The sequence below is a fragment of the Nonomuraea sp. MTCD27 genome, assembly GCF_041950495.1.
GTDB lineage: Bacteria > Actinomycetota > Actinomycetes > Streptosporangiales > Streptosporangiaceae > Nonomuraea.
Map to the genome: position 1 here is coordinate 101,838 of NZ_JBGNUW010000009.1, position 18,528 is coordinate 120,365.

Annotated in this window: 18 protein-coding genes; 9 read left to right on the plus strand and 9 right to left on the minus strand. The window is 72.5% G+C overall.

Translation table 11 applies throughout. From position 1 onward, the window contains the following. Positions 1 to 83: 83 nt before the first annotated feature. A complete protein-coding gene (locus ACBJ59_RS26260; RefSeq protein ID WP_375112907.1) occupies positions 84 to 539 on the minus strand; it encodes a Clp protease N-terminal domain-containing protein in 456 nt (151 codons plus the stop codon). Between the two features lie 10 nt (positions 540 to 549). Further along, the gene (locus tag ACBJ59_RS26265) at positions 550 to 753 is read right to left on the minus strand and encodes a hypothetical protein (RefSeq protein WP_375112908.1); all 204 of its coding nucleotides are present in this window, start codon (positions 751 to 753) and stop codon (positions 550 to 552) included. Between the two features lie 51 nt (positions 754 to 804). Between ACBJ59_RS26265 and ACBJ59_RS26270 the strand changes: the two genes are divergently transcribed. After that, positions 805 to 2,307 (plus strand): FAD-dependent monooxygenase, encoded by a 1,503-nt coding sequence (locus ACBJ59_RS26270; protein ID WP_375112909.1) that lies wholly within the window; start codon positions 805 to 807, stop codon positions 2,305 to 2,307. A 20-nt stretch (positions 2,308 to 2,327) separates the two neighbouring features. On the opposite strand, the gene ACBJ59_RS26275 is transcribed toward ACBJ59_RS26270, so the two are convergent. After that, on the minus strand, positions 2,328 to 2,975 hold the full coding sequence (locus ACBJ59_RS26275; RefSeq protein WP_185109860.1) for a response regulator transcription factor: 648 nt from the start codon (positions 2,973 to 2,975) through the stop codon (positions 2,328 to 2,330). Next, positions 2,972 to 4,078 carry a sensor histidine kinase gene (locus tag ACBJ59_RS26280; protein WP_364119158.1) on the minus strand — a complete coding sequence of 369 codons (1,107 nt, stop codon included), beginning with the start codon at positions 4,076 to 4,078 and terminating at the stop codon, positions 2,972 to 2,974. The genes ACBJ59_RS26275 and ACBJ59_RS26280 overlap by 4 nt, the downstream gene beginning before the upstream one ends. 94 nt (positions 4,079 to 4,172) lie before the next feature. On the opposite strand from ACBJ59_RS26280, the gene ACBJ59_RS26285 reads away from it, so the two are divergent. Next, positions 4,173 to 5,900, plus strand: coding sequence for a gamma-glutamyltransferase family protein (locus ACBJ59_RS26285; protein WP_375112910.1), 1,728 nt, complete (start codon positions 4,173 to 4,175; stop codon positions 5,898 to 5,900). Here the strand turns inward: ACBJ59_RS26285 and ACBJ59_RS26290 are convergent. Together ACBJ59_RS26290 and ACBJ59_RS26295 are read right to left on the minus strand one after the other, a co-directional pair. Continuing rightward, positions 5,890 to 7,344: a flavin-containing monooxygenase gene (locus ACBJ59_RS26290; protein ID WP_375112911.1), complete on the minus strand. Its 1,455-nt coding sequence runs from the start codon at positions 7,342 to 7,344 to the stop codon at positions 5,890 to 5,892. The two genes, ACBJ59_RS26285 and ACBJ59_RS26290, sit on opposite strands and share 11 nt — an antisense overlap. Before the next feature lie 153 nt (positions 7,345 to 7,497). Beyond that, the gene (locus tag ACBJ59_RS26295; RefSeq protein WP_375112912.1) at positions 7,498 to 7,671 is read right to left on the minus strand and encodes a hypothetical protein; all 174 of its coding nucleotides are present in this window, start codon (positions 7,669 to 7,671) and stop codon (positions 7,498 to 7,500) included. A 105-nt stretch (positions 7,672 to 7,776) separates the two neighbouring features. Between ACBJ59_RS26295 and ACBJ59_RS26300 the strand changes: the two genes are divergently transcribed. Both ACBJ59_RS26300 and ACBJ59_RS26305 read left to right on the plus strand, forming a co-directional pair. Continuing rightward, entirely contained in the window at positions 7,777 to 8,562 is a 786-nt protein-coding gene (locus ACBJ59_RS26300) for an SURF1 family protein (protein WP_375112913.1), read from the plus strand. Positions 8,563 to 8,564: 2 nt separating this feature from the next. After that, positions 8,565 to 8,876 (plus strand): DUF3817 domain-containing protein, encoded by a 312-nt coding sequence (locus ACBJ59_RS26305; RefSeq protein ID WP_364119145.1) that lies wholly within the window; start codon positions 8,565 to 8,567, stop codon positions 8,874 to 8,876. A gap of 25 nt (positions 8,877 to 8,901) precedes the next feature. Here the strand turns inward: ACBJ59_RS26305 and ACBJ59_RS26310 are convergent, their stop codons facing one another. The 3 genes from ACBJ59_RS26310 to ACBJ59_RS26320 form a co-directional block, all read right to left on the minus strand. After that, entirely contained in the window at positions 8,902 to 9,093 is a 192-nt protein-coding gene (locus ACBJ59_RS26310) for a hypothetical protein (RefSeq protein WP_364119142.1), read from the minus strand. 123 nt (positions 9,094 to 9,216) lie between these two features. Continuing rightward, positions 9,217 to 10,284: a protein kinase gene (locus ACBJ59_RS26315; RefSeq protein ID WP_375112914.1), complete on the minus strand. Its 1,068-nt coding sequence runs from the start codon at positions 10,282 to 10,284 to the stop codon at positions 9,217 to 9,219. A 40-nt stretch (positions 10,285 to 10,324) separates the two neighbouring features. Continuing rightward, positions 10,325 to 11,179, minus strand: a complete 855-nt coding sequence (locus tag ACBJ59_RS26320) for an arylamine N-acetyltransferase (protein WP_375112915.1) — start codon at positions 11,177 to 11,179, stop codon at positions 10,325 to 10,327. A 72-nt stretch (positions 11,180 to 11,251) separates the two neighbouring features. On the opposite strand from ACBJ59_RS26320, the gene ACBJ59_RS26325 reads away from it, so the two are divergent. From ACBJ59_RS26325 to ACBJ59_RS26345, 5 genes are read left to right on the plus strand one after another with little or no spacing between them, the layout of a single operon-like run. Continuing rightward, positions 11,252 to 11,935, plus strand: coding sequence for a response regulator transcription factor (locus ACBJ59_RS26325; protein ID WP_375112916.1), 684 nt, complete (start codon positions 11,252 to 11,254; stop codon positions 11,933 to 11,935). Further along, positions 11,932 to 15,462 carry a DUF4153 domain-containing protein gene (locus ACBJ59_RS26330; RefSeq protein ID WP_375112917.1) on the plus strand — a complete coding sequence of 1,177 codons (3,531 nt, stop codon included), beginning with the start codon at positions 11,932 to 11,934 and terminating at the stop codon, positions 15,460 to 15,462. Before ACBJ59_RS26325 ends, ACBJ59_RS26330 begins: the two co-directional genes overlap by 4 nt. An 8-nt stretch (positions 15,463 to 15,470) precedes the next feature. Further along, a complete protein-coding gene (locus ACBJ59_RS26335) occupies positions 15,471 to 16,997 on the plus strand; it encodes an amidohydrolase family protein (RefSeq protein ID WP_375112918.1) in 1,527 nt (508 codons plus the stop codon). Positions 16,998 to 17,052: 55 nt separating this feature from the next. Continuing rightward, the gene (locus tag ACBJ59_RS26340; RefSeq protein WP_375112919.1) at positions 17,053 to 18,129 is read left to right on the plus strand and encodes an alanine racemase; all 1,077 of its coding nucleotides are present in this window, start codon (positions 17,053 to 17,055) and stop codon (positions 18,127 to 18,129) included. Positions 18,130 to 18,138: 9 nt separating this feature from the next. Further along, complete coding sequence (locus tag ACBJ59_RS26345) at positions 18,139 to 18,519, plus strand: RidA family protein (RefSeq protein WP_375112920.1); 381 nt, start codon at positions 18,139 to 18,141, stop codon at positions 18,517 to 18,519. Positions 18,520 to 18,528 lie beyond the last annotated feature (9 nt).

Here is an 18,528-nt window from a genome sequence, read left to right on the forward strand (position 1 = left end):
GCCTCTCCCGGATCGGATCCTCGTACGCGCGCGGCATTCTTCGACCTTTTCAGCGGCCGGGCCCGGCATTCAACCAAATTTGGTCATACGATCCGGCTGCGTACGGTCGTACGGTCGATGCCGAGCTGGTCGATGACCTGCGCGGCCGGGTCGGGCCGGGCCTGCGCCAGCAGGCCGAGCGCCAGGTGCCGGGGCGTCTCCGCGTCCCTGGTCCGCATCGTCGTGGCCTTGATGGCCTGGTTGAGCACGGCACGCGCGCTGGAGGTGAGCGCGGTGCCGGGGACGGCCGGGTGCTTGCGCGGCGTCTTGGGCGCGTCGCCGACCTCCAGGCCCAGCATGCGCAGCGCCGCCCGGTCGAGCTCGTCCAGCGCCGCGCGGGCGGAGGCCACGTCGGTGCCCAGCGCCCGCGCGGACTCCTCGTGGTGGAGGAGGCCGAGCAGCAGGTGCTCGGTGCCCATCCGCCGGTCGCCGCGCAGCCGGGCCTCCTCGAACGCGGCCTTGATGATCACCGTGACCGGGCTCTTCTGCCTGCCGAACATCGTCAGCACCTCACTTCCCGTATTTGGCGTGCACCGACTGCCGTGACATGCCGAGCGCGTCGCCGATCTGCTCCCAGGTCCAGCCCTGCTCCCTGGCCAGCGCCACGGACACCGCCTCGACCTGCTCGGCCAGCCGGTGCAGGGCGCCGACCGCCCGCAGGCCCGTCGCCGGGTCGTTGGCCCGGATCCGCTCGGACAGCTCTGTAACGTCCACGTTGTCAGGCTAGCTTGACAGGTGCGAATTTGTCAATCTAGCCTGACAGGCATGGAGGATGTGCTGATCGTAGGGGCCGGACCCGTGGGGCTGATGCTCGCGTGCGAGCTGAGCCTGGCCGGAGTCCGCCCGATCGTGCTGGAGAAGAGGGCCGAGCCGAGCGAGCTGCCCAAGGCCAACGGGCTGGGCGGGCAGGTCGTCGAGTTGCTCGACCACAGAGGGCTGCTGGAGCGGTTCAGCGAGGGCAGCCCGTTCGCGGGGCGGGCGCCGGGGTTCCCGTTCGGGTCGGTGCCGCTGCGCTTCGACGGGATCGACGACAGTCCGCTGCGGCTGCTGCTGATCCAGCAGCCGAGGCTGGAGCGGCTGCTGGCCGAGCGGGCACGGGAGCTCGGGGTCGAAGTCAGGCGGGGGTGCGAGGTGCTGTCGCTCTCCCAGGACGAGGAAGGGGTGACGCTCGACGTCGCGGACGGCGGCGGTCGCGCGCCGCTCCGGGCCCGGTACGCGGTCGGCTGCGACGGCGCGCGCAGCCTCGTACGCGAGGGGGCCGGGATCGCCTTCCTCGGCACCACCGACGAGGAGGGGCTGCTGATCGGTCACTTCAAGGCCGACATGAAGGTGTTCGAGTCCCTGGAGGGGGACGGGCTCCAGCCGGGCTGGAACCGCGGGCCGGGCGGTCGCGTGCTGCTCACCTCGCTCCACGACGGCGTGCTCGTCGCCGGCGTGCGGGAGCGGGGCGACCTCGCGGACGGCCCCGTGACGCTGGAGGACTTCCGGGCCGCCGTCCGCCGCGTGCTGGGCATGGACGTGCCGCTCGGCGAGCCGATCTGGCTGTCGAGCACGGTCGCGCAGGCCAGGCTCGCCGAGCGGTACCGGGCCGGGCGGGTGTTCCTCGCGGGCGACGCCGCCCACCTGTTCCCGGCGGGCGGGTCGGCGCTCAACGTGGGCATGACGGACGCGGCCAACCTCGGCTGGAAGCTGGCCGCCAGGCTGCGCGGGCGGGTGCCGGACGCGCTGCTCGACACGTACGAGGCCGAGCGCCGGCCGGTCGCCGAGCGCACGCTCATGCAGACCCGGGCGCAGGCGGCGATCGACCGGGTCGAGGGCGAGGACGGCGTGGCGCTGCGGGCGCTGCTCGCCGAGGTGTTCGCCTTCGACCAGCCGGCCCGCCACCTGGCCGCGCTGCTGACCGACTCCGGCCTGCGGTACGGACCCACCGGTGGCGCCGCCCCCGAGCCCGGGGATGCCGGGCACCCGGAGGCCGCTGCTGAAGGCGCCGCGCATCCGCTGGTCGGCCGGTTCCTGCCGGACCTGGCGCTGGCCGGCGGGGGACGGGCGGCCGAGCTGATGCACGCGGCCCGGCCCGTGCTGCTCGACCTGGGCGGCGGGGCCGAGCTGGACGACGACTGGATCGACGTGGTCAGGGCCCGCTGCGACGACCCGCCCGCCGACACGCTGCTGATCCGCCCGGACGGCTACGTGGCCTGGGCGGGCGCCGAGGGGCTGGCGGAGGCGGCCGAGGAGTGGTTCGGTCTCGCCACCGCCCACCAGAGGTGACCCCGCGGCCGGGCGACGGGTCAGAGCCAGCCCGGCTTGACCAGGCCCGACTCGTAGGCGATCACGACGAGCTGGGCGCGGTCGCGGGCGTGCAGCTTCATCATGGCCCGGCTCACGTGCGTCTTCGCCGTCGCCGGTGACATGAACAGCTTGGCCGCGATCTCGTCGTTCGTCATCCCGGTCCCGACCAGGGCGAGCACCTCGCGTTCGCGCTCGGTGAGCTGGTCGAGGCCGTCGGCGGCGACGGGCTCCTTGGCGCGGGAGGCGTACTCGGCGATCAGGCGGCGGGTCACGCTGGGGGACAGCAGCGCCTCGCCGGCCGCCACCACCCGCACCGCCTGGATCAGCTCGGCCGGCTCGGTGTCCTTGACCAGGAAGCCGCTGGCGCCGCCGCGCAGCGCCTCGAAGACGTACTCGTCCAGCTCGAACGTCGTCAGGATGATGATGTGCGGCCCCGGCGGCATCTGGCGGGTGGCGGTCAGGCCGTCGGTGCCCGGCATGCGGATGTCCATGAGCACGACGTCCGGCTGGTGCTCGCCCGCCAGCCGGACGGCCTGCGCGCCGTCGGACGCCTCGGCCACCACGGTCATGTCCGGCTGGGCGTCGAGCAGCGCTTTGAAGCCCGCGCGGACCAGCGCCTGGTCGTCGGCCAGCAGAACCTTGATCATGATGTCTCCTCGGGTAGGGGCAGCCGGGCCTCGACCTGGAAACCGGCGCCCGACGGACCGGCCACCAGCGTGCCGCCAAGCGCGGAGGCCCGCTCGCGCATGCCGGGGATCCCGTTGCCGCTGCCCGACTCGGCCAGCACGGCGGCGGTGGTGGCGCCCGTGTCGGACACCCGGACGACCAGCTCCTTCTCGCCGTATTCCAGGCGCACGTTCACCTCGGCCCCCGGCGCGTACCGGGCGGCGTTCGTGAGCGACTCCTGCACGATCCGGTACGCCGCCCGCTCCACCTGGGACGGCAGCGGCCGCGAGCCGATGCGCTTGAGCGCCACCTTCATCCCCGAGCGCTCGACCAGCTCGTCGAGGCGGTCGAGCCCGGCGGTCGGGGAGCGTGGCGCGCCCTCGCGCAGCACGTTCAGCACCGAGCGCATCTCGCCGAGCACCTCCTTGGAGGCCGTCTTGATCGTGGCCAGGGCGGTCCTGGCCTGCTCGGGGTTGGCGTCGATGAGGTGCAGCGCGGTGGACGCCTGCACGTGGATGAGCGAGATGTTGTGCGCGAGCACGTCGTGCAGCTCCTGCGCCATGGTCAGGCGCTCCTCGCTGGCCTGCCGCCGGGCCTCCTCCTCGGCGATCCGGTCCCGTTCGGCCCGGCGCTCCTTGACGACCTTGACCAGCTCGGCCACGACCATGAGCAGCATGATGGAGGTGAAGATCCATACGCTGTGGAAGAGGTCGCGGTTGCCGACCAGCCAGGCGTAGGTCACGAACGACAGCAGCGTCATCGCGGCCATGAGCCAGGCCATCAGCCTCCTGCCGCGCACCACCAGCAGGAACAGCAGGACGCCCGGGCTGAGGAAGCTGGGGCCGTAGGCGTACCCGCCGACCAGGAAGAGATCGCAGGCGGCCAGCCCGGCGGCGGTCGTGAGCAGCGGGAAGCGGCGGTGCGCGAGGATCGCCAGCGGCCCGACCAGCAGCAGCAGGTACGCGTAGGGGTCCATCGGCTCCCTCGCGAACCGCTGCCCCCAGGAGGCGCCCCTGCCGATCACCAGCTGGCCGACCGCCACGATGAGGGCCAGATAGGGGTCGAAGCCGTACTTCCTGCGCACGCCCCCACGCTAGATCACCCCTCTGACCAGCGCATCACCCCAGCGTGTGAGGGGGCCCTACCACGACGGGCGTACGTAGGCCATCGTGGACACCATGCGCCGTGTGATCATTCCCGCAGCAGCAGTCCTCGTCGCGCTCGTGCCGGCCCCGGCCGCGCTGGCGGAGCGCCAGCAGAAAGTCCCCGTGGCCGAGGGGTACGGGGGCGCCGTCGCCACCGTGGACCTCGATGCCAGCAAGGCAGCCATCTCCGTACTCAGGAAGGGCGGCAACGCCATGGACGCCGCGGTCGCCGCTGGTGCGGTGCTCGGCGTCACGGAGCCGTACTCGTCGGGCCTGGCCGGCGGCGGCTTCATGGTCTATTACGACGCCAGGCAGCGCAAGGTGTTCACGATCGACGGCCGGGAGACCGCGCCGCAGGCCATGACCGCCACCAGCCTCGAAGGCATCCCGTTCGAGGAGGGCGTCACCAGCGGCCTGTCGGCGGGCGTGCCGGGCACGGTCGCGAACTGGGACCTGGCCCTGCGCAGATTCGGCACGATCCCCCTCAAACAGGCCCTCCAACCGGCGATCGAGGTGGCCTCCAAGGGCTTCGTGGTGGACCAGACCTTCCACGGCCAGACCGCCGCGAACGCCGCCCGCTTCAAGGACATCGCCTCCACGGCCAAGCTCTACCTCCCGAACGGCGCCCCGCCGCCCGTCGGCTCGGTCTTCAGGAACCCGGAGCTCGCCGACACCTACCGCGAACTGGGCAAGCGCGGCCCCTCCTGGCTGTACGGCGGGCAGCTCGGCAAGGAGATCGTGGCCACGGTCAAGCGGCCCCCGGTCACCCCCGGCAGCACCCGCAACGTCCGGCCGGGCCTGATGGAGCTGTCGGACCTGCGCGCCTACCGCGCGATCATGCGCGAGCCCACCAAGATCTCCTACAAGGGCATCGACGTGTACGGCATGGCCCCGCCCTCCTCCGGCGGCTCGACGGTCGGGGAGGCGCTCAACATCCTGGAGGCCCTGCCGCAGGTGGGCCTGCACGAATACCTGGAGGCGTCCAGGCTGGCCTTCGCCGACCGCGGCAAGTACGTCGGCGACATCCCCGGCGTGCCGCTGGCGGAGCTGCTGTCCGACGGCTTCGCCAAGGAGCGCTCCTGCCTGGTGGGCGACAGGGCCATGGCCCACCCGGCCGCGCCCGGCAGCCCGGACGGCGCGTACGAGCCCTGCGCCCCGCCCACCGGCGGCGCCACCCCGGTCGCGGCCGAGGGACCGGAGACCACGCACCTCGTCGTGGCCGACCGCTGGGGCAACGTGCTCGCCTACAACCTGACCATCGAGTCCACCGGTGGCAACGGCATCGTGGTGCCGGGCCGCGGCGTGCTGCTCAACAACGAGCTGACCGACTTCACCTTCGGCCCGGCCCCCGGCGACCCGAACCTGCCCGGCCCCGGCAAGCGGCCGCGCTCGTCGATGTCGCCGACGCTGGTGTTCGACGACGGCCGGCCGGTGCTGGCGGTGGGCTCGCCCGGCGGCTCCACGATCATCACGACCGTGCTGCAGATCCTGATCAACCGGTACGACTTCGGGATGAGCCTGCCCGACGCGCTCGCCGCGCCGCGCGCCACCCAGCGCAACACGGCGCAGACGCAGGCCGAGCCGGCGTTCCTGGCCCGCTACCAGGCCGAGCTGGAGGCCAAGGGGCACAGCTTCGCGCCCAACCCGGAGATCGGCGCCGCGACGGCGCTGGAGTTCCTCGGCCGGGGCCGGATCCAGGCCGCCGCCGAGCCGGTCCGCCGCGGCGGCGGCAGCGCGCTGGTGGTTTCGCCTAATAGATGAGTTCGTAGGCGCCGGGCTGCACCTTCCTCGTACGCGCCCAGTACTCGAAGGTGAAGCCCGGCCAGATCGTCCGGTTCACTCCGTTCTCGTCCAGATACCAGGACCGGCAGCCGCCCGCGTTCCAGACCAGCGGGTCGAGCCGCTCGCGCAGCCGGTCGTTGAACGCCCGCTGCGCCCCCGGCGTGACGTCCACGGCCCTGGCCTGGGTGCGGGAGAGCAGGCGCAGGCACTCGACGACGTAGCGGACCTGCGACTCGATCATGAAGACGACCGAGTTGTGCCCCAGGCCGGTGTTGGGGCCGAGGAGGAAGAACAGGTTGGGGAAACCGGAGGCGGTGATGCCGTAGTAGGCCTCCACGCCGTTCTTCCAGGCGTCCTGGATGCGCAGGCCGTCCCTGCCGGTGATCCGCTGGTCGGCCAGCGCGTCCACCACCTTGAAGCCGGTGCCGTAGACGATCGCGTCGGCCTCGTGCTCGACCCCGGCGGCGTCCACGAGCGAGCGCCGCCGGATCTCGCTGATCCCGTCGGTGACCAGAGTGACGTTGTCCCTGGTCAGAGCCGGATAGTAGTCGCTGGAGACGAGGATGCGCTTGCAGCCGATCAGGTAGTCGGGGGTGAGGGCGCGGCGCAGCCCGGGGTCGGGGACCTGGGCCCGCAGGTGGCGGAGGGCGAGCCGCTCGTGGACCCTCATCAGCCGGGGGTCCACGGCGAAGCCCAGGGCCCTGCTCTCCAGGGCCCAGTAGATGCCGCCGCGCAGGGTCCTGGCCGCGCCGGGCAGGTGCAGGAACCGGCGGGCGCCGGGGGAGAAGCCGAAGTCCGGCTTGGGGTGGATCCAGGGCGGCGTGCGCTGGAAGACGGTCAGGTGGCGGGCGGCGGGGGCGAGCTGGGGGACGAACTGGACGGCGGACGCGCCGGTGCCGACGACGGCGACGCGCTTGCCGGCCAGGTTCACGGAGTGGTCCCATGCGGCGGAGTGGAAGGCGGGGCCGGTGAAGGTCTCCCGTCCCGGGATATCCGGAAATTTTGGGATGTGGAGGGCGCCGATCGCGGAGACCACCGCCTTCGGGCGCAGGGTGTCGCCGTCCTCCGTGGTGACCGTCCAGTCGCGGGCGGCGTCGTCGTACTCCAGGGAGACGACGCGCCTGCCGTACCGGATGTGGGGGGTGACGCCGTATTTGGCGGCGCAGGCGCGCAGGTAGCCCTGGATCTCCTCCTGCGGCGAGAACATCCGCGACCAGTCCGGGTTCAGCTCGAACGAGTAGGAGTACATGTGCGAGGGCACGTCGCACGCGCAGCCGGGGTAGGTGTTGTCGCGCCAGGTGCCGCCCAGCTCGGCGGCCTTCTCCAGGATGACGAAGTCGTGGTAACCGGCTTGTTTGAGCTTGATGGCCATGCAGATCCCGGCGAACCCGGACCCGACGATCACTATCCCTGGCTCACCCACTGGTCCTCCCCGGGGGGTGTGCGCTTATTGGACGATGAATCTAATGTAGTGTCCGGCTCCCGATCGGGTCCAGAGTGACGCATCTCACGGAGGCGATGCCAGGGAACGACGAGAACCCGCCACGGCCTCCGCGGCGGGTGAACCTGTCGGCTGTTACCGGAGCAGCAGGAAGGCGGCGACGCCGATGATCACGATCACGGCGACGACCGCGATGATGGGGACGAGGGGCGACTTCTTGGGCTTGGCCGTGGCCTCCTGCTCGCGCGCGTTGGCGAACGCGCGGAAGGCCTGGGTGTTGCCCGCCGGGTCTATATGCTGGTCAGACATGGCCAGCAGCCTAGCGTGATCGCCTGCGAAGTTTGCGGCTTTTGGCGGGATCTAAGGCGATGGGCTGATTACGGGACCGCCCCATCGGGCGGATAGCTTTGAGGCATGCTGAGGACCCTGCTCTCTCCCCGCGTCATGGGGCTGCACCTGCTCACGATCGGGGTCCTCGTCGCGTTCATCATGCTCGGGCGCTGGCAGCTCGGCGTCTTCCAAGATTCGGGAAAGCCGCGCGCCTCCACTGATCCCGCGCCCGTCGCGGTCGCCTCGCTCGCCCAGGTGGGGGTCCAGATGAACGGCGAGGCGGTGGGCCGCAGGGTCACGGTGGAGGGGGTCTACGAAGCCGGCCGCCAGCTCCTGGTCGCCGACCGGCGGGCCGACGTCGACGCCCCCGGCGGCAACGTCTCGCGCGACCAGGGTTACTGGGTGCTCACGCCGCTCAAGCTCGACGACGGCACGCTCGTCCCCGTGGTGCGCGGCTGGGTCGCCGAGGCCGACGATCCCGCGGTGGCGGCCGTGCCGCAGGGCAGGGTCGCGCTGGCCGGGCGGCTGCGGCCGCAGCAGGGCACCGACAGCGTGCAGCGGCGCGCGGAGGGCCTGCCCGCCGGGCAGGTGCAGACGGTGTCCACGGGCGAGCTGGTCAACCTGTGGAGCGGGGAGCGGGTGCGCACCGGATATGTCGTGGCGCAGCCGGCCTCGGGCTCGCTGGCGCAGGTCAAGGTGGCGCCGCCGGTCACCGGTGGCACGCTCACCTGGCGTAACCTGGCTTATGCCGCCAACTGGTGGATCTTCGCTGGATTCGCCGTTTTCATGTGGTTCCACTTCGTACGCGATGCCGTGCGGGCGGATCGGGACCGCGGCAAGTCGTCCCCTGAGATGGTTCTGGAAGGTTAACGGTGGAATCGGCTCTCAAGCCCTTCCGGGTGCTCGCGTACGTCGTCGGCGTCATGCTGCTCGTGCTCTGCGTGGGCATGGTGCTGCGCTACGGCTTCGGCGAGGCGGCCATGTCGAAGGTCATCGCCCCCATCCACGGCGGGCTCTACATGATCTACCTGATCGCGGTCATGAATCTGGGCATGAAGGCACGCTGGACGTGGCCGTACATGCTCGGTGTCATGCTCGGCGGCACGGTGCCCTTCCTCTCCTTCTACGTCGAGCGAAGGGTGACCCAGCGCGTGCAGACCGCGCTGGCCGCGGCGGAGGCCTGAGGCCCCCGCCGCCTGGCGGCCTGCCTCAGTGGCCGATGCCTCGCCTGCGGCTCCTCTTGAGCCGCTCGCGCTGAGACGGGTCGAGCATCAGGTAACCGACCACCGGAGCGGCGACCACGCCGAGGACGACCAGCAAGGTGACCCAACCGGGCAAGAAGATCAGCGAGAGCAGAACCGCGGCGCCTGCGCCGATGGCGTACTTCTGGACTGGCGACATCCTCAACTTCCTCCGAACGCGGAGCGCACGCCCCGCCTCTCCCACATTCTGCGTCCCCTGTCCAACGTGTGAACACACCGTTGTGGTTCCGCTCGCGATGTATCGCAATTGTTGTGCGGACCGTCAAGCCCGCTCGGCGACGATCGCGAGCAGGTCGCGGCGGAGCTCGTCCAGTGTGGGACGTTCCACGGGATCGCCCGACAGGAGCCGGAACAGGACAGGAGCCAGCGCTCCCGCCCTGGTCAGCGGCGCGCCCGGCGCGGGCGGGCGGCCCTCGACGGCGGTGAAGAGCGTGGCCCCGAGCGACCACAGGTCGGCGGCCTGGGTCGGGGCGCCCTCGGGCGCGGTGTAGGCCGGGAGCGTTCCCGACCTCAGCAGCGGCGTGAGCCGGGCCCGCCCGGAGAAGTCGATGAGGACGTTGCCCGGCTGGATCCCGCCGTGGAACTCCCCCCACACCGCGAGCCGGTCGATCACGGCCAGCCCGATCGCGGCCACCTCGGCGGGCGGCAGCGGGCCCGACGCCGCGACGACCGCGTCCAGCGGGCGGTCCACGGCCAGCCGGTCGAGCGTCTCGCGCACCACCTCCATCGGCGGCGGCCCCGCCGGATGCAGCATCGCCCTCAGCAGCGACCGGAACGGGTCGGCCCCTCCGGCCGGGACCTGGCCGGGCGGGCGGCCCTCGACCGCGAAGTGCAGCGTGGCGGCCAGCGACCACAGATCGGCGCTCGGCAACATGCTGAGGCTGGGGAACCCGAACCCGGTGAGCATCGCCCGGCCGGTCGTGGTGAGCAGCACGTTGCCGGGGTCGACCCGCCCGTGCACGATGCCCGCCTCGTGCGCGGCGGTCAGGGCCCCCAGGACGCAGACGCCGATCCTGGCCGCCTGCGGGACGGGCAGCGGGCGGTGGGCGCGTACGGTCTGCTCCAGGGAGGCCCCGGAGACGAACTCCATGACCAGCCAGGGCACACCGTCCTCGACCAGCACGTCCAGCACCCGCACGACGTACGCGTGCCGCAGCCCGGTGGCCCGGCGCGCCTCGGACAGGGCCGCGTCGCGCAGCTCCGGGGGCACCCGCAGCTCCCTGACCGCGACGTCGCGGTGCTCCCTCTCGTCGAAGGCCAGGCGTACGGACCCCGTGCCCAGGGGGTTCAGCAGCCGGTAGCGACCGTTCAGCTTCCTGGTCTCACCCATTTCGAGGTGCACGATAGCGCCCGGACGGCGGCCGGGGCCATCACGCGGAGCCGCCTGCCGACCAGCTTTCGTGAGCCTCGTACACCTTGCGCCAGAGCTTGTCCTTCTCCGCGTCGCTCACGTCGTCGAGCGGCAGCAGGAAGATGTCCGCCAGCGCCGCGTAGTAGTCCCGCGACGTGCTCAAGGTCACCGACTGCGCGGTGCGCCCCCGGCGGGTCAGGCGGAGCCCTCTCAGGCTGTCCACCCCGTACGCGTCCCGCCGGTGCACCGCGGCCACGCGCACGAAACCCGAGGTCGCGGAGGTGGTCAGGTGGTGGTGCATGTCGGCGAACGCTGACATCTCCACCGGAGTCCGGACGAAGTCCATGCCGACGAACCCGCCGCTCTCCTCGTGGTCGAACCGCCAGCCGCCGGGCGCGGCCTCCGACGGGCGCAGGGCGTACTCGAAGGGGCCCTGCCGGTACGTGCCGGCGACCAGCGGCAGCGGCTCGTGCAGCGCGTCGCCGAGCCCGACGTCGACCAGCCACTCGCCGCCCGGATTGTCGTCGGAGGGCAGGCCGCGCGCGGTGAGCACGAGGTGGTTCCCGGAGACGCCGGCCTCCCCGCCCCGGGTCTGCACGCCGCCGACGTGCCTGGTCACCTCGTAGCCCAGGGACCTGGCCAGCTCCGAGAACGCGCCGTTGAGGTGGTAGCAGTAGCCGCCGCGGCCCCGGATGATCCGCTCGGCGGACTCGACGGGGTCCACGGTCGTGGGCCGGCCGAGCCAGATCTCCAGCGCCTCGTACGCGACCTTCTCGACGTGCGCGGCATGCAGGGCGCGCAGGTTCTCCGCGTTCGCGGGGGCGTTGAGCAGCCTGGGCAGGCCGAGACGGCGGAGGTAGCCGGCGGTGTCCATCAGGCCAGTCTGCACGGTATGTGCACGAATTTAGGGGTGTCGTCTGCACAGGGCGCTTCTAGTCTTTCGTACGTGGCAGAGCAGCGACGCATCCTCGTGGTCGAGGACGATGTGACGATCGCCTTGGCCGTACGGAACCGGCTGGCCGCCGAGGGTTTCGACGTCAGGGTGGCCGGCGACGGGCAGGACGCCCTCATCCAGTACGGCAACGCCGAACCGGATCTGGTGATCCTCGACCGGTTGCTGCCCGGCCTCGACGGATTAGAGGTGTGCCGCAGGATGCAGGCGGCCAGGCCGGTGCCCGTACTGATGCTGACCGCGCTCGGCGAGGAGACCGACGTGCTCGTCGGGCTCGGGGTCGGGGCGGACGACTACCTGGCCAAGCCGTTCAGCATGCGCGAGCTGGTCGCCAGGATCCACGCGTTGCTGCGCCGGGTGGAGCGGGCGGCCCAGCTCGCGGCCGAGGACACGGTGATCAGGGTGGGCGAGGTCGAGATCGACACGGCGGCCCGCCGCGTGTTCGTGCGCGGCGTGGAGGCCCAGCTCACCAGGACCGAGTTCGACCTGCTGCGCCGCCTGGCCGAGCGGCCCGGTCAGGTCTTCGAGCGCGACCGGCTGCTGTCCGACGTGTGGGGCTTCTCCGAGGCGGCGGCGACCAGGACGGTGGACAGCCACGTCCGGGCGCTGCGCCGCAAGCTGGGCTCCGACGTGGTGCGCACGGTCCACGGCGTCGGCTACGCGCTGGTGCGGCGATGAATCCGCTCGACTTCCTCGGCCGGATCAAGGTCAAGCTCGGCATCGTGATCGTGCTGGCCGTGGGGACGGCGTTCGTGGTGAACGAGGTCGGCATCAACTCCGGCTTCTCCCGCGAGGTCCGCATCGCGGTCGCGGTCGTCCTGGCCCTGATCATGGTGCAGGTGCTGGCCATGGGCATGACCAAGCCGCTGCGCCAGATGGCCAGCGCCGCCCAGACGATCGCCAAGGGCAGCTACACCCTGCGCGTGAGCGCCACCTCGCGGGACGAGGTGGGGGAGCTGGCCAGGGCGTTCAACGCGATGGCGGCCGACCTGGGCGAGGTGGACCGGCAGCGGCGCGAGCTCGTCGCGAACGTCAGCCACGAGCTGCGTACCCCGATCACCGGACTGCGGGCCGTGCTGGAGAACGTCGTGGACGGCGTCTCGGCGGCCGACCCCGTCACGATGCGCACCGCCCTCGCCCAGACCGAGCGGCTCGGCCGGCTCGTCGCCCAGCTCCTTGACCTGTCACGGCTGGACTCCGGCGTGCGGCTGATCGAGGCCGAGGCCGTCGAGCTGGCGCCGCTGATCGAGCAGGCCGTCCTGGAGGCGTCGATGGCGCGCGAGGACGTGGCCATCCGGCCGTCCGTGCCGGCCGACCTGGTGGTGCGGGCCGACCCCGACCTGCTGGCGCAGGTGCTGGCGAACCTCCTCGACAACGCCGTCCGGCACAGCCCGCCGTCCGGGGTGGTGACCGTCCTCGGCGAGCCTTCGGGGGCCGGGGTGCGGCTCACGGTCTCCGACCAGGGGCCGGGGATCCCGGCGTCGGCCAGGGGGCGCGTGTTCGAGCGCTTCTCCCGGCTGGACGCGGGGCGGGCGGCCGACTCCGGGGGTGCGGGGCTGGGGCTGGCCATCGTGAAGGAGATCGTCGAGCTGCACGGGGGTTTCGTTCGTATCGATGACTGTGCCGGGTGCCGGATGGTCGTCGATCTACCAGGGAGGACGACGATGGCGGACGTGCCATTAGAGGGTGAGCGCGGTGGTTCGGGGGAGGACGCGCGGGTGGAGCGGGGGGTTGTCGGCGAGGCGGTGGGTGCGGAGGCGCCGGTGGGCGGGGCTGCTGACGGGACTCCGGCGGCCCCCGGGACCCCTGCGGCTTCCGGGACCGCTGCGGCTTCCGGGACCCCCATGGCCTCCGTGGCCTCTGGGGACGTCCCCGCCGGGGGGCCGGCGGACCATGCGGTCGCTCGTCCGGTGGACCTTCCGGCCGGGCTGACGGCCCTCATGGGGCTCGCGTCCTCGGGGGCCGGCGCGCCGGACCTCGCCTCAGCCGGAAGCGGCGCGCCGGGGTCCGGCCCTGCGGCGAGCGGTGCGGCGGGGAGTGGCGCTGTGGCCAGCGGTGCTGCGGGGAGCGGTGCCGTGGCAGGCGATGCTGGGGAGGCGGGTGCTCAGCTGGCGGGTGCTGCGGCGGCGGGTGCTGCGGGAGGCGACGCTGTGGTGAGCGGCGCGCCCGGGCTCGCTGCGGACGGTGGTGGCGCGGCTGGGCCCGGTCCTGCGGCCAGCGGGTGGCCGTTGGCCGACGGTGCGGTCGTCGGGCCGGTGCCTGCTCGGAGTGACGCGGCCGGGGATGGTCAGGGTGCTCCGGCAGGCGTGGCGGCGGCTGCTGCGGCGCTGGGAGCGGAGGCTGTGCACGGTCCTGCGGCTGCGGCGGCGGGGGTCCTGGTGACGGGCGCCGGGGCCGGTGTGGGTGTGGGGCGGCCCAGTGGCGGGCGGGCTGGAGCGCAGGCCGGTGGGGGTGGGTATGGGGCGGCGGAGCCGTCCGATGCCGGGAGGCTGGCCAGGATGGTGGCGGGTGGGGTCATCGGGTTGCTGATCGGGTTCCTGGTGGGCATGTTCGCCGCCGTGTTCGCCAGCGTGACCATCGGCGACGCGGCCGCTCTCGTCACGCTGGTCATGTGCACCGCCGTCCTGGGCGCTGTCGGTGCCGCCATGGGAGCGGGCACGGGCAGGCGGGCGGCGGTCGCGGCGTACCAGGGGACGGAGCCGTACCGGGGACAGGGGGGACCGGTGCCGCCCTACGTGCCGCCGCCGCTCTTCCCCCGGCCCGAGCTGCCCGACCCGCCCCGGTGGCTGCTGCCCGCGGCGGCGGGGGCGGGGGTGTTCGCGGCGGTGGCGCTGCCCGAGGCGCAGATCGGGCTGGGGATCGTGCTGGTCGCGATGGTGCTGGGCGCGGCGGCGCTGCCGGCCGTGCTGCGGCGGATGACGCCGTGGACGGTGGCGTTCGGGGTGACGGCGTACTGGCTGATGTCCATGGCGGCGGTGCGCGACGCCGACTGGCTGGTCGCGATCCTGCTCGTGGCGGGGGCCGGGCTGGGCGCGCTGGCGGTCTCCGGCGCGGGCGCCGGCTGGCTGGGCGTGATCAGGGGCGGCGTGTCCGTCGCGCTCGCGCTCGGGCCGGTGCCGTGGTTCCTGGCCCAGCCGGTGAAGCGGCTGACGGCCCGCCGGCGGGTGCTGCCGATGCTGGCCGCGCTGGGCATCACGGCGGTGCTGCTGCTGGTGTTCGGGCTGCTGTTCGCCTCGGCGGACGCGGTGTTCGCCTCGTACGTGGAGCGGCTGACCACCGCGCCGGACTGGGCGGAGTCGGCGCCGGTGCGGATCTTCCTGTTCGTGCTGTTCGCGGTGCTGCTGGCCGCGGTGGTGCTGGTCGCGCTCAGGCCGGTCGTGGACCCCGTGGGGCCCGATGCGAAGTTCGCGGTGAGCAGGAGCGTCTGGATGGTGCCGCTGACGGCGGTGAACCTGCTGTTCGCCTCGTTCGTCGCGGTGCAGATCACGGCGCTGTTCGGCGGCGACACCCTGGTGCTGAGGACGGCGGGGCTGACCTACGCCGAGTACGCCAGGCAGGGGTTCTTCCAGCTCGTGGTGGTCAGCGTGTTCGTGCTGGGCATCGTGGCGGTGGCCGCCGGGCTGCTCAAGGTGGATCGGCGCGAGCGCTGGATGCTGGCCGCCCTGCTGGGCGTGCTGTGCGGGCTGACCATGGTGGTGCTGGCCTCGGCCCTGCACCGGATGAACCTCTACACCGACGCCTACGGCCTGTCCCGGCTGCGCCTGTCCGTGCAGGCCGCGGTGTGGTGGCTGGGCGCGCTGTTCGCGCTGGTGCTGCTGGCGGGCGCGGCGCGGTTCACGGGGCGCGGCTCCGGCTGGCTGCCCCGTACGATCGTGCTGGTCACCGGGCTGGGGCTGGGCGCGTTCGCGATCGTCAACCCCGATCTGCAGGTGGCGCAGACGCAGGTCGAGGTGCGCGGCCCGGCCAAGATGGACTCCGACTACCTCGGCGACCTCGGCGCGGAGGCGGTGCCGGCCCTGGACCGGCTGCCGGAGCCGCAGCGCAGCTGCGTGCTGGCGGCCGTGGTCGAGGCCAACGGGCTGGACCGCCCCGATTCCTGGAACGGCTGGAACCTGGCTCGCTCCCAGGCCCGTGACCTGCTGGCGAAGCGGCCGGTGGGTGACACCGCGCAGTGTCCTCCGGTGCCCAGTCGCGTCTCTGATTGAATCCAGGGGTGAGGTTCGACGTAGTCATCAGCGGCGGCCGGGTGCTCGACGGGACAGGCGCCCCGCCGTACCGCGCGGACGTGGCGATCTCGGGCGATCGGGTCGCGGCGGTCGGCCGGCTGGACGGCGCGGAGGCGGGCAGCGTGATCGACGCGACCGGGCGGCTCGTCGCGCCCGGCTTCGTGGACTGCCACGCCCATGGCGACGCGGCCGTGTTCGACCCGGACGTGCAGCGGGCGGCGCTGCGGCAGGGGGTGACCACGTTCGTGCTCGGGCAGGACGGGCTGTCCTTCGCGCCCGGCTCGGCCGCGACCGTCGCCTACGCCTCCCGATACTTCGCCGCCGTCAACGGGGCGCTGACCGAGGGGCCGCTGACCGTCGGCGAGCTGCTGACCGGCTACGACCGGGCGGTGGCCGTGAACACCGCCTACCTGCTGCCCCACGGCACCATCCGCTACGACGTCATGGGCCCCTCGCCCGACCCGGCCTCGCCCGGCGACCTGGCGAAGATGCTGCGCCACGTCGAGCGGGGGCTGTCGGAGGGCGCGGTGGGGCTGTCGAGCGGGCTCGAATACCTGCCCGGCCGCTATGCCGACGCCGAGGAGCTGGCCACCCTGTGCGTCCCGCTCGGCGGGCTCCCGTACGTCACCCACATGCGCGCCTACGGCCAGCGGGCCGGGGTGGGGATGGCCGAGGTCGTCGACATCGCCGAGCGCTCGCGCGCCGCCGTGCACGTCTCACACCTGCACGGGCCCGCCGACGTGCTGCTGCCGCTGGTCGACGGGGCACTCGGCAAGGGCGTGGACCTGAGCTTCGACACCTACCCCTACCTGCGCGGCAACACAATCCTGGCGATGGTCGTGCTGCCGCCGTCCGTGCCCGGCGCCGAGCCCGGCCCCGCCCTGGAGATGATCGCCTCGGACGCGCTGGACGAGTGGTGGCCGACGCTGGAGGCCACCTGGCCCCGGCTGACGGTCTCGCACGCGCCGGGCCTGGAGTGGGCCGAGGGGCTGACCATGGTCGCGGCGGCCGAGCGGGCGGGGGTGGCGCCGGCCGAGTTCTGCCGCCGCCTGCTGACGGAGACGCGGCTGGAGGCGGGGGTCGTCTCGGCCCGTCCCGACGAGGGCCCGCAGGGCGAGGAGTCCGTACGCCGGATGCTCCGCCACCCCTCGCAGACCGGCGGCTCCGACGGCATCTATGTGGGCGGCCATCCGCATCCGCGCGGGTTCGGGGCGTTCGCCAGGTTCCTCGGCCGGCACGTCAGGGAGCTGGCGGACTGGACCTGGGAGCAGGCCGTGACGCACCTGTCCACGCACCCGGCCCGGCGGTTCGGGCTGGCGGACCGGGGGCTGCTGCGGGGCGGGTTCGCGGCCGACGTGGTGGTGTTCGACCCGGCCACCGTCGGCGACCTGGCCACCTACCCGGCCCCGCGCGCACTCGCCGAAGGGGTCGACGACGTGGTCGTGTCCGGCGTACGCGTGCTGGCGAACGGCGAGCTCACCGGGGCCACACCCGGGCGGGCGCTGCGGCCGTGAGCCCCTGACGAGCCGGGATGTTGGGATAAGGTCGGACGCGGACGAAGGGGGTGTTGTGCCGGCGATCCTCGGTCAGTCGGTCTTCGACGGCGGGCTGGAATTTCCCGCGATGGTGGTGCACCGGGACGCGCTGGAGCACAACGTCGCCACGATGGCGGCCTTCGTCCGCGATCACGGCATGGAGCTGGCGCCCCACGCCAAGACCCACATGTCCCCCGAGATCGCCGCGCTGCAGCTCGACGCCGGCGCCTGGGGGCTCACCGTCGCGACGCCGCGGCAGGCGGAGACGGTCAGGGGCTTCGGGGCCGGCCGCATCATGGTGGCCAACCAGGTCGTCGATCCGGTGGGGCTGGCCTGGGCCGCCCGCGAGCTGGAGCGGGATCCGGAGTTCGAGTTCCTGAGCTTCGCCGACTCCAGGGCCGGGGTCGACATCCTGGCCGGGCACGCGGGTGCGCGGCCGTTCCGGATGCTGGTGGAGCTGGGGCACGAGGGCGGGCGGGCCGGGTGCAGGACGCTCGACGAGCTGCTGGAGGTGGCCTCCTACGCGCAGGCGACGCCGGGGGTCGAGCTGGCCGGGGTCGCCGGGTACGAGGGCGCGCTCAAGACCAGCGAAGAAGTCCGGAAATATCTGGCTCTGTTGCAGGAAGCCGTCGAATACGTCCGCGTCCGGAACCCCATCCTGAGCGTGGGCGGCAGCCAGTGGTTCGACGTGATCGGGCGCGAGCTCGCCGCCACGCAGGCCAGGATCCTGCTGCGCAGCGGCGCCTACGTCACCCACGACGACGGCTACTACCGCGAGCGCACCCCGTTCAACCGCATCGACGGCGAGCTGCGCCCGGCGCTGGAGGTGTGGGCGCACGTGCTGTCCACCCCCGAGCCGGAGCTGGCCGTCGTGGGCATGGGCAAGCGGGACGCGCCCTACGACGAGGGGCTGCCGATCCCGCGCCGTGGCGGCGTCACGATCATGAAGATGCAGGATCAGCACACCGTGGTGCACGCAGCCGGGCTCAAGCCGGGTGACCTGCTGGCTTTCGGCATCTCCCATCCGTGTACGGCCTTCGACAAATGGCGGGTACTCCCGGTGGTCGATCGGGACTACCGTGTCGTGGGCACCATAAACACCTATTTCTAGGGAGATTCCGTGAAAAAGGAGCTCAGGACCACGGAAGGCGCCGCTCCGGTCGGCGCCTACTCGCAGGGGCTCGTGGTGGGCGACTTCGTCTACACCTCCGGAATGGGGCCCCTCGACCCGCACACCGGTGAGGTCGTCGGCGACGATGTCGCCGCCCAGACGCACCAGGTCATGCGCAACCTGGGGGCCATCCTCGCGGCCCACGGCCTGGGTTTCGACGACGTGATCAAGTCCACCGTCCACCTGCAGCACCTCAAGCGTGACTTCGCCGCGTACAACGAGGTGTACAAGTCGTATTTCAGCCAGCCGTACCCCGTGCGGACGACGGTGGGCTCGGAGCTGATGGACATCCTGGTGGAGATCGACTTCGTCGCTCACAAGAGCGCTTAAGGTCTGCTT

Excerpts from the sequence above, each read along its gene's own strand:
- ACBJ59_RS26315 (WP_375112914.1), bottom strand. The coding sequence starts at position 10,284 with ATGGGTGAGACCAGGAAGCTGAACGGTCGCTACCGGCTGCTGAACCCC.
- ACBJ59_RS26275 (WP_185109860.1), bottom strand. The coding sequence starts at position 2,975 with ATGATCAAGGTTCTGCTGGCCGACGACCAGGCGCTGGTCCGCGCGGGC.
- ACBJ59_RS26320 (WP_375112915.1), bottom strand. The coding sequence starts at position 11,179 with ATGGACACCGCCGGCTACCTCCGCCGTCTCGGCCTGCCCAGGCTGCTC.
- ACBJ59_RS26285 (WP_375112910.1), top strand. The coding sequence starts at position 4,173 with ATGCGCCGTGTGATCATTCCCGCAGCAGCAGTCCTCGTCGCGCTCGTG.
- ACBJ59_RS26295 (WP_375112912.1), bottom strand. The coding sequence starts at position 7,671 with ATGTCTGACCAGCATATAGACCCGGCGGGCAACACCCAGGCCTTCCGC.
- ACBJ59_RS26270 (WP_375112909.1), top strand. The coding sequence starts at position 805 with ATGGAGGATGTGCTGATCGTAGGGGCCGGACCCGTGGGGCTGATGCTC.
- ACBJ59_RS26330 (WP_375112917.1), top strand. The coding sequence starts at position 11,932 with ATGAATCCGCTCGACTTCCTCGGCCGGATCAAGGTCAAGCTCGGCATC.
- ACBJ59_RS26260 (WP_375112907.1), bottom strand. The coding sequence starts at position 539 with ATGTTCGGCAGGCAGAAGAGCCCGGTCACGGTGATCATCAAGGCCGCG.
- ACBJ59_RS26300 (WP_375112913.1), top strand. The coding sequence starts at position 7,777 with ATGCTGAGGACCCTGCTCTCTCCCCGCGTCATGGGGCTGCACCTGCTC.
- ACBJ59_RS26310 (WP_364119142.1), bottom strand. The coding sequence starts at position 9,093 with ATGTCGCCAGTCCAGAAGTACGCCATCGGCGCAGGCGCCGCGGTTCTG.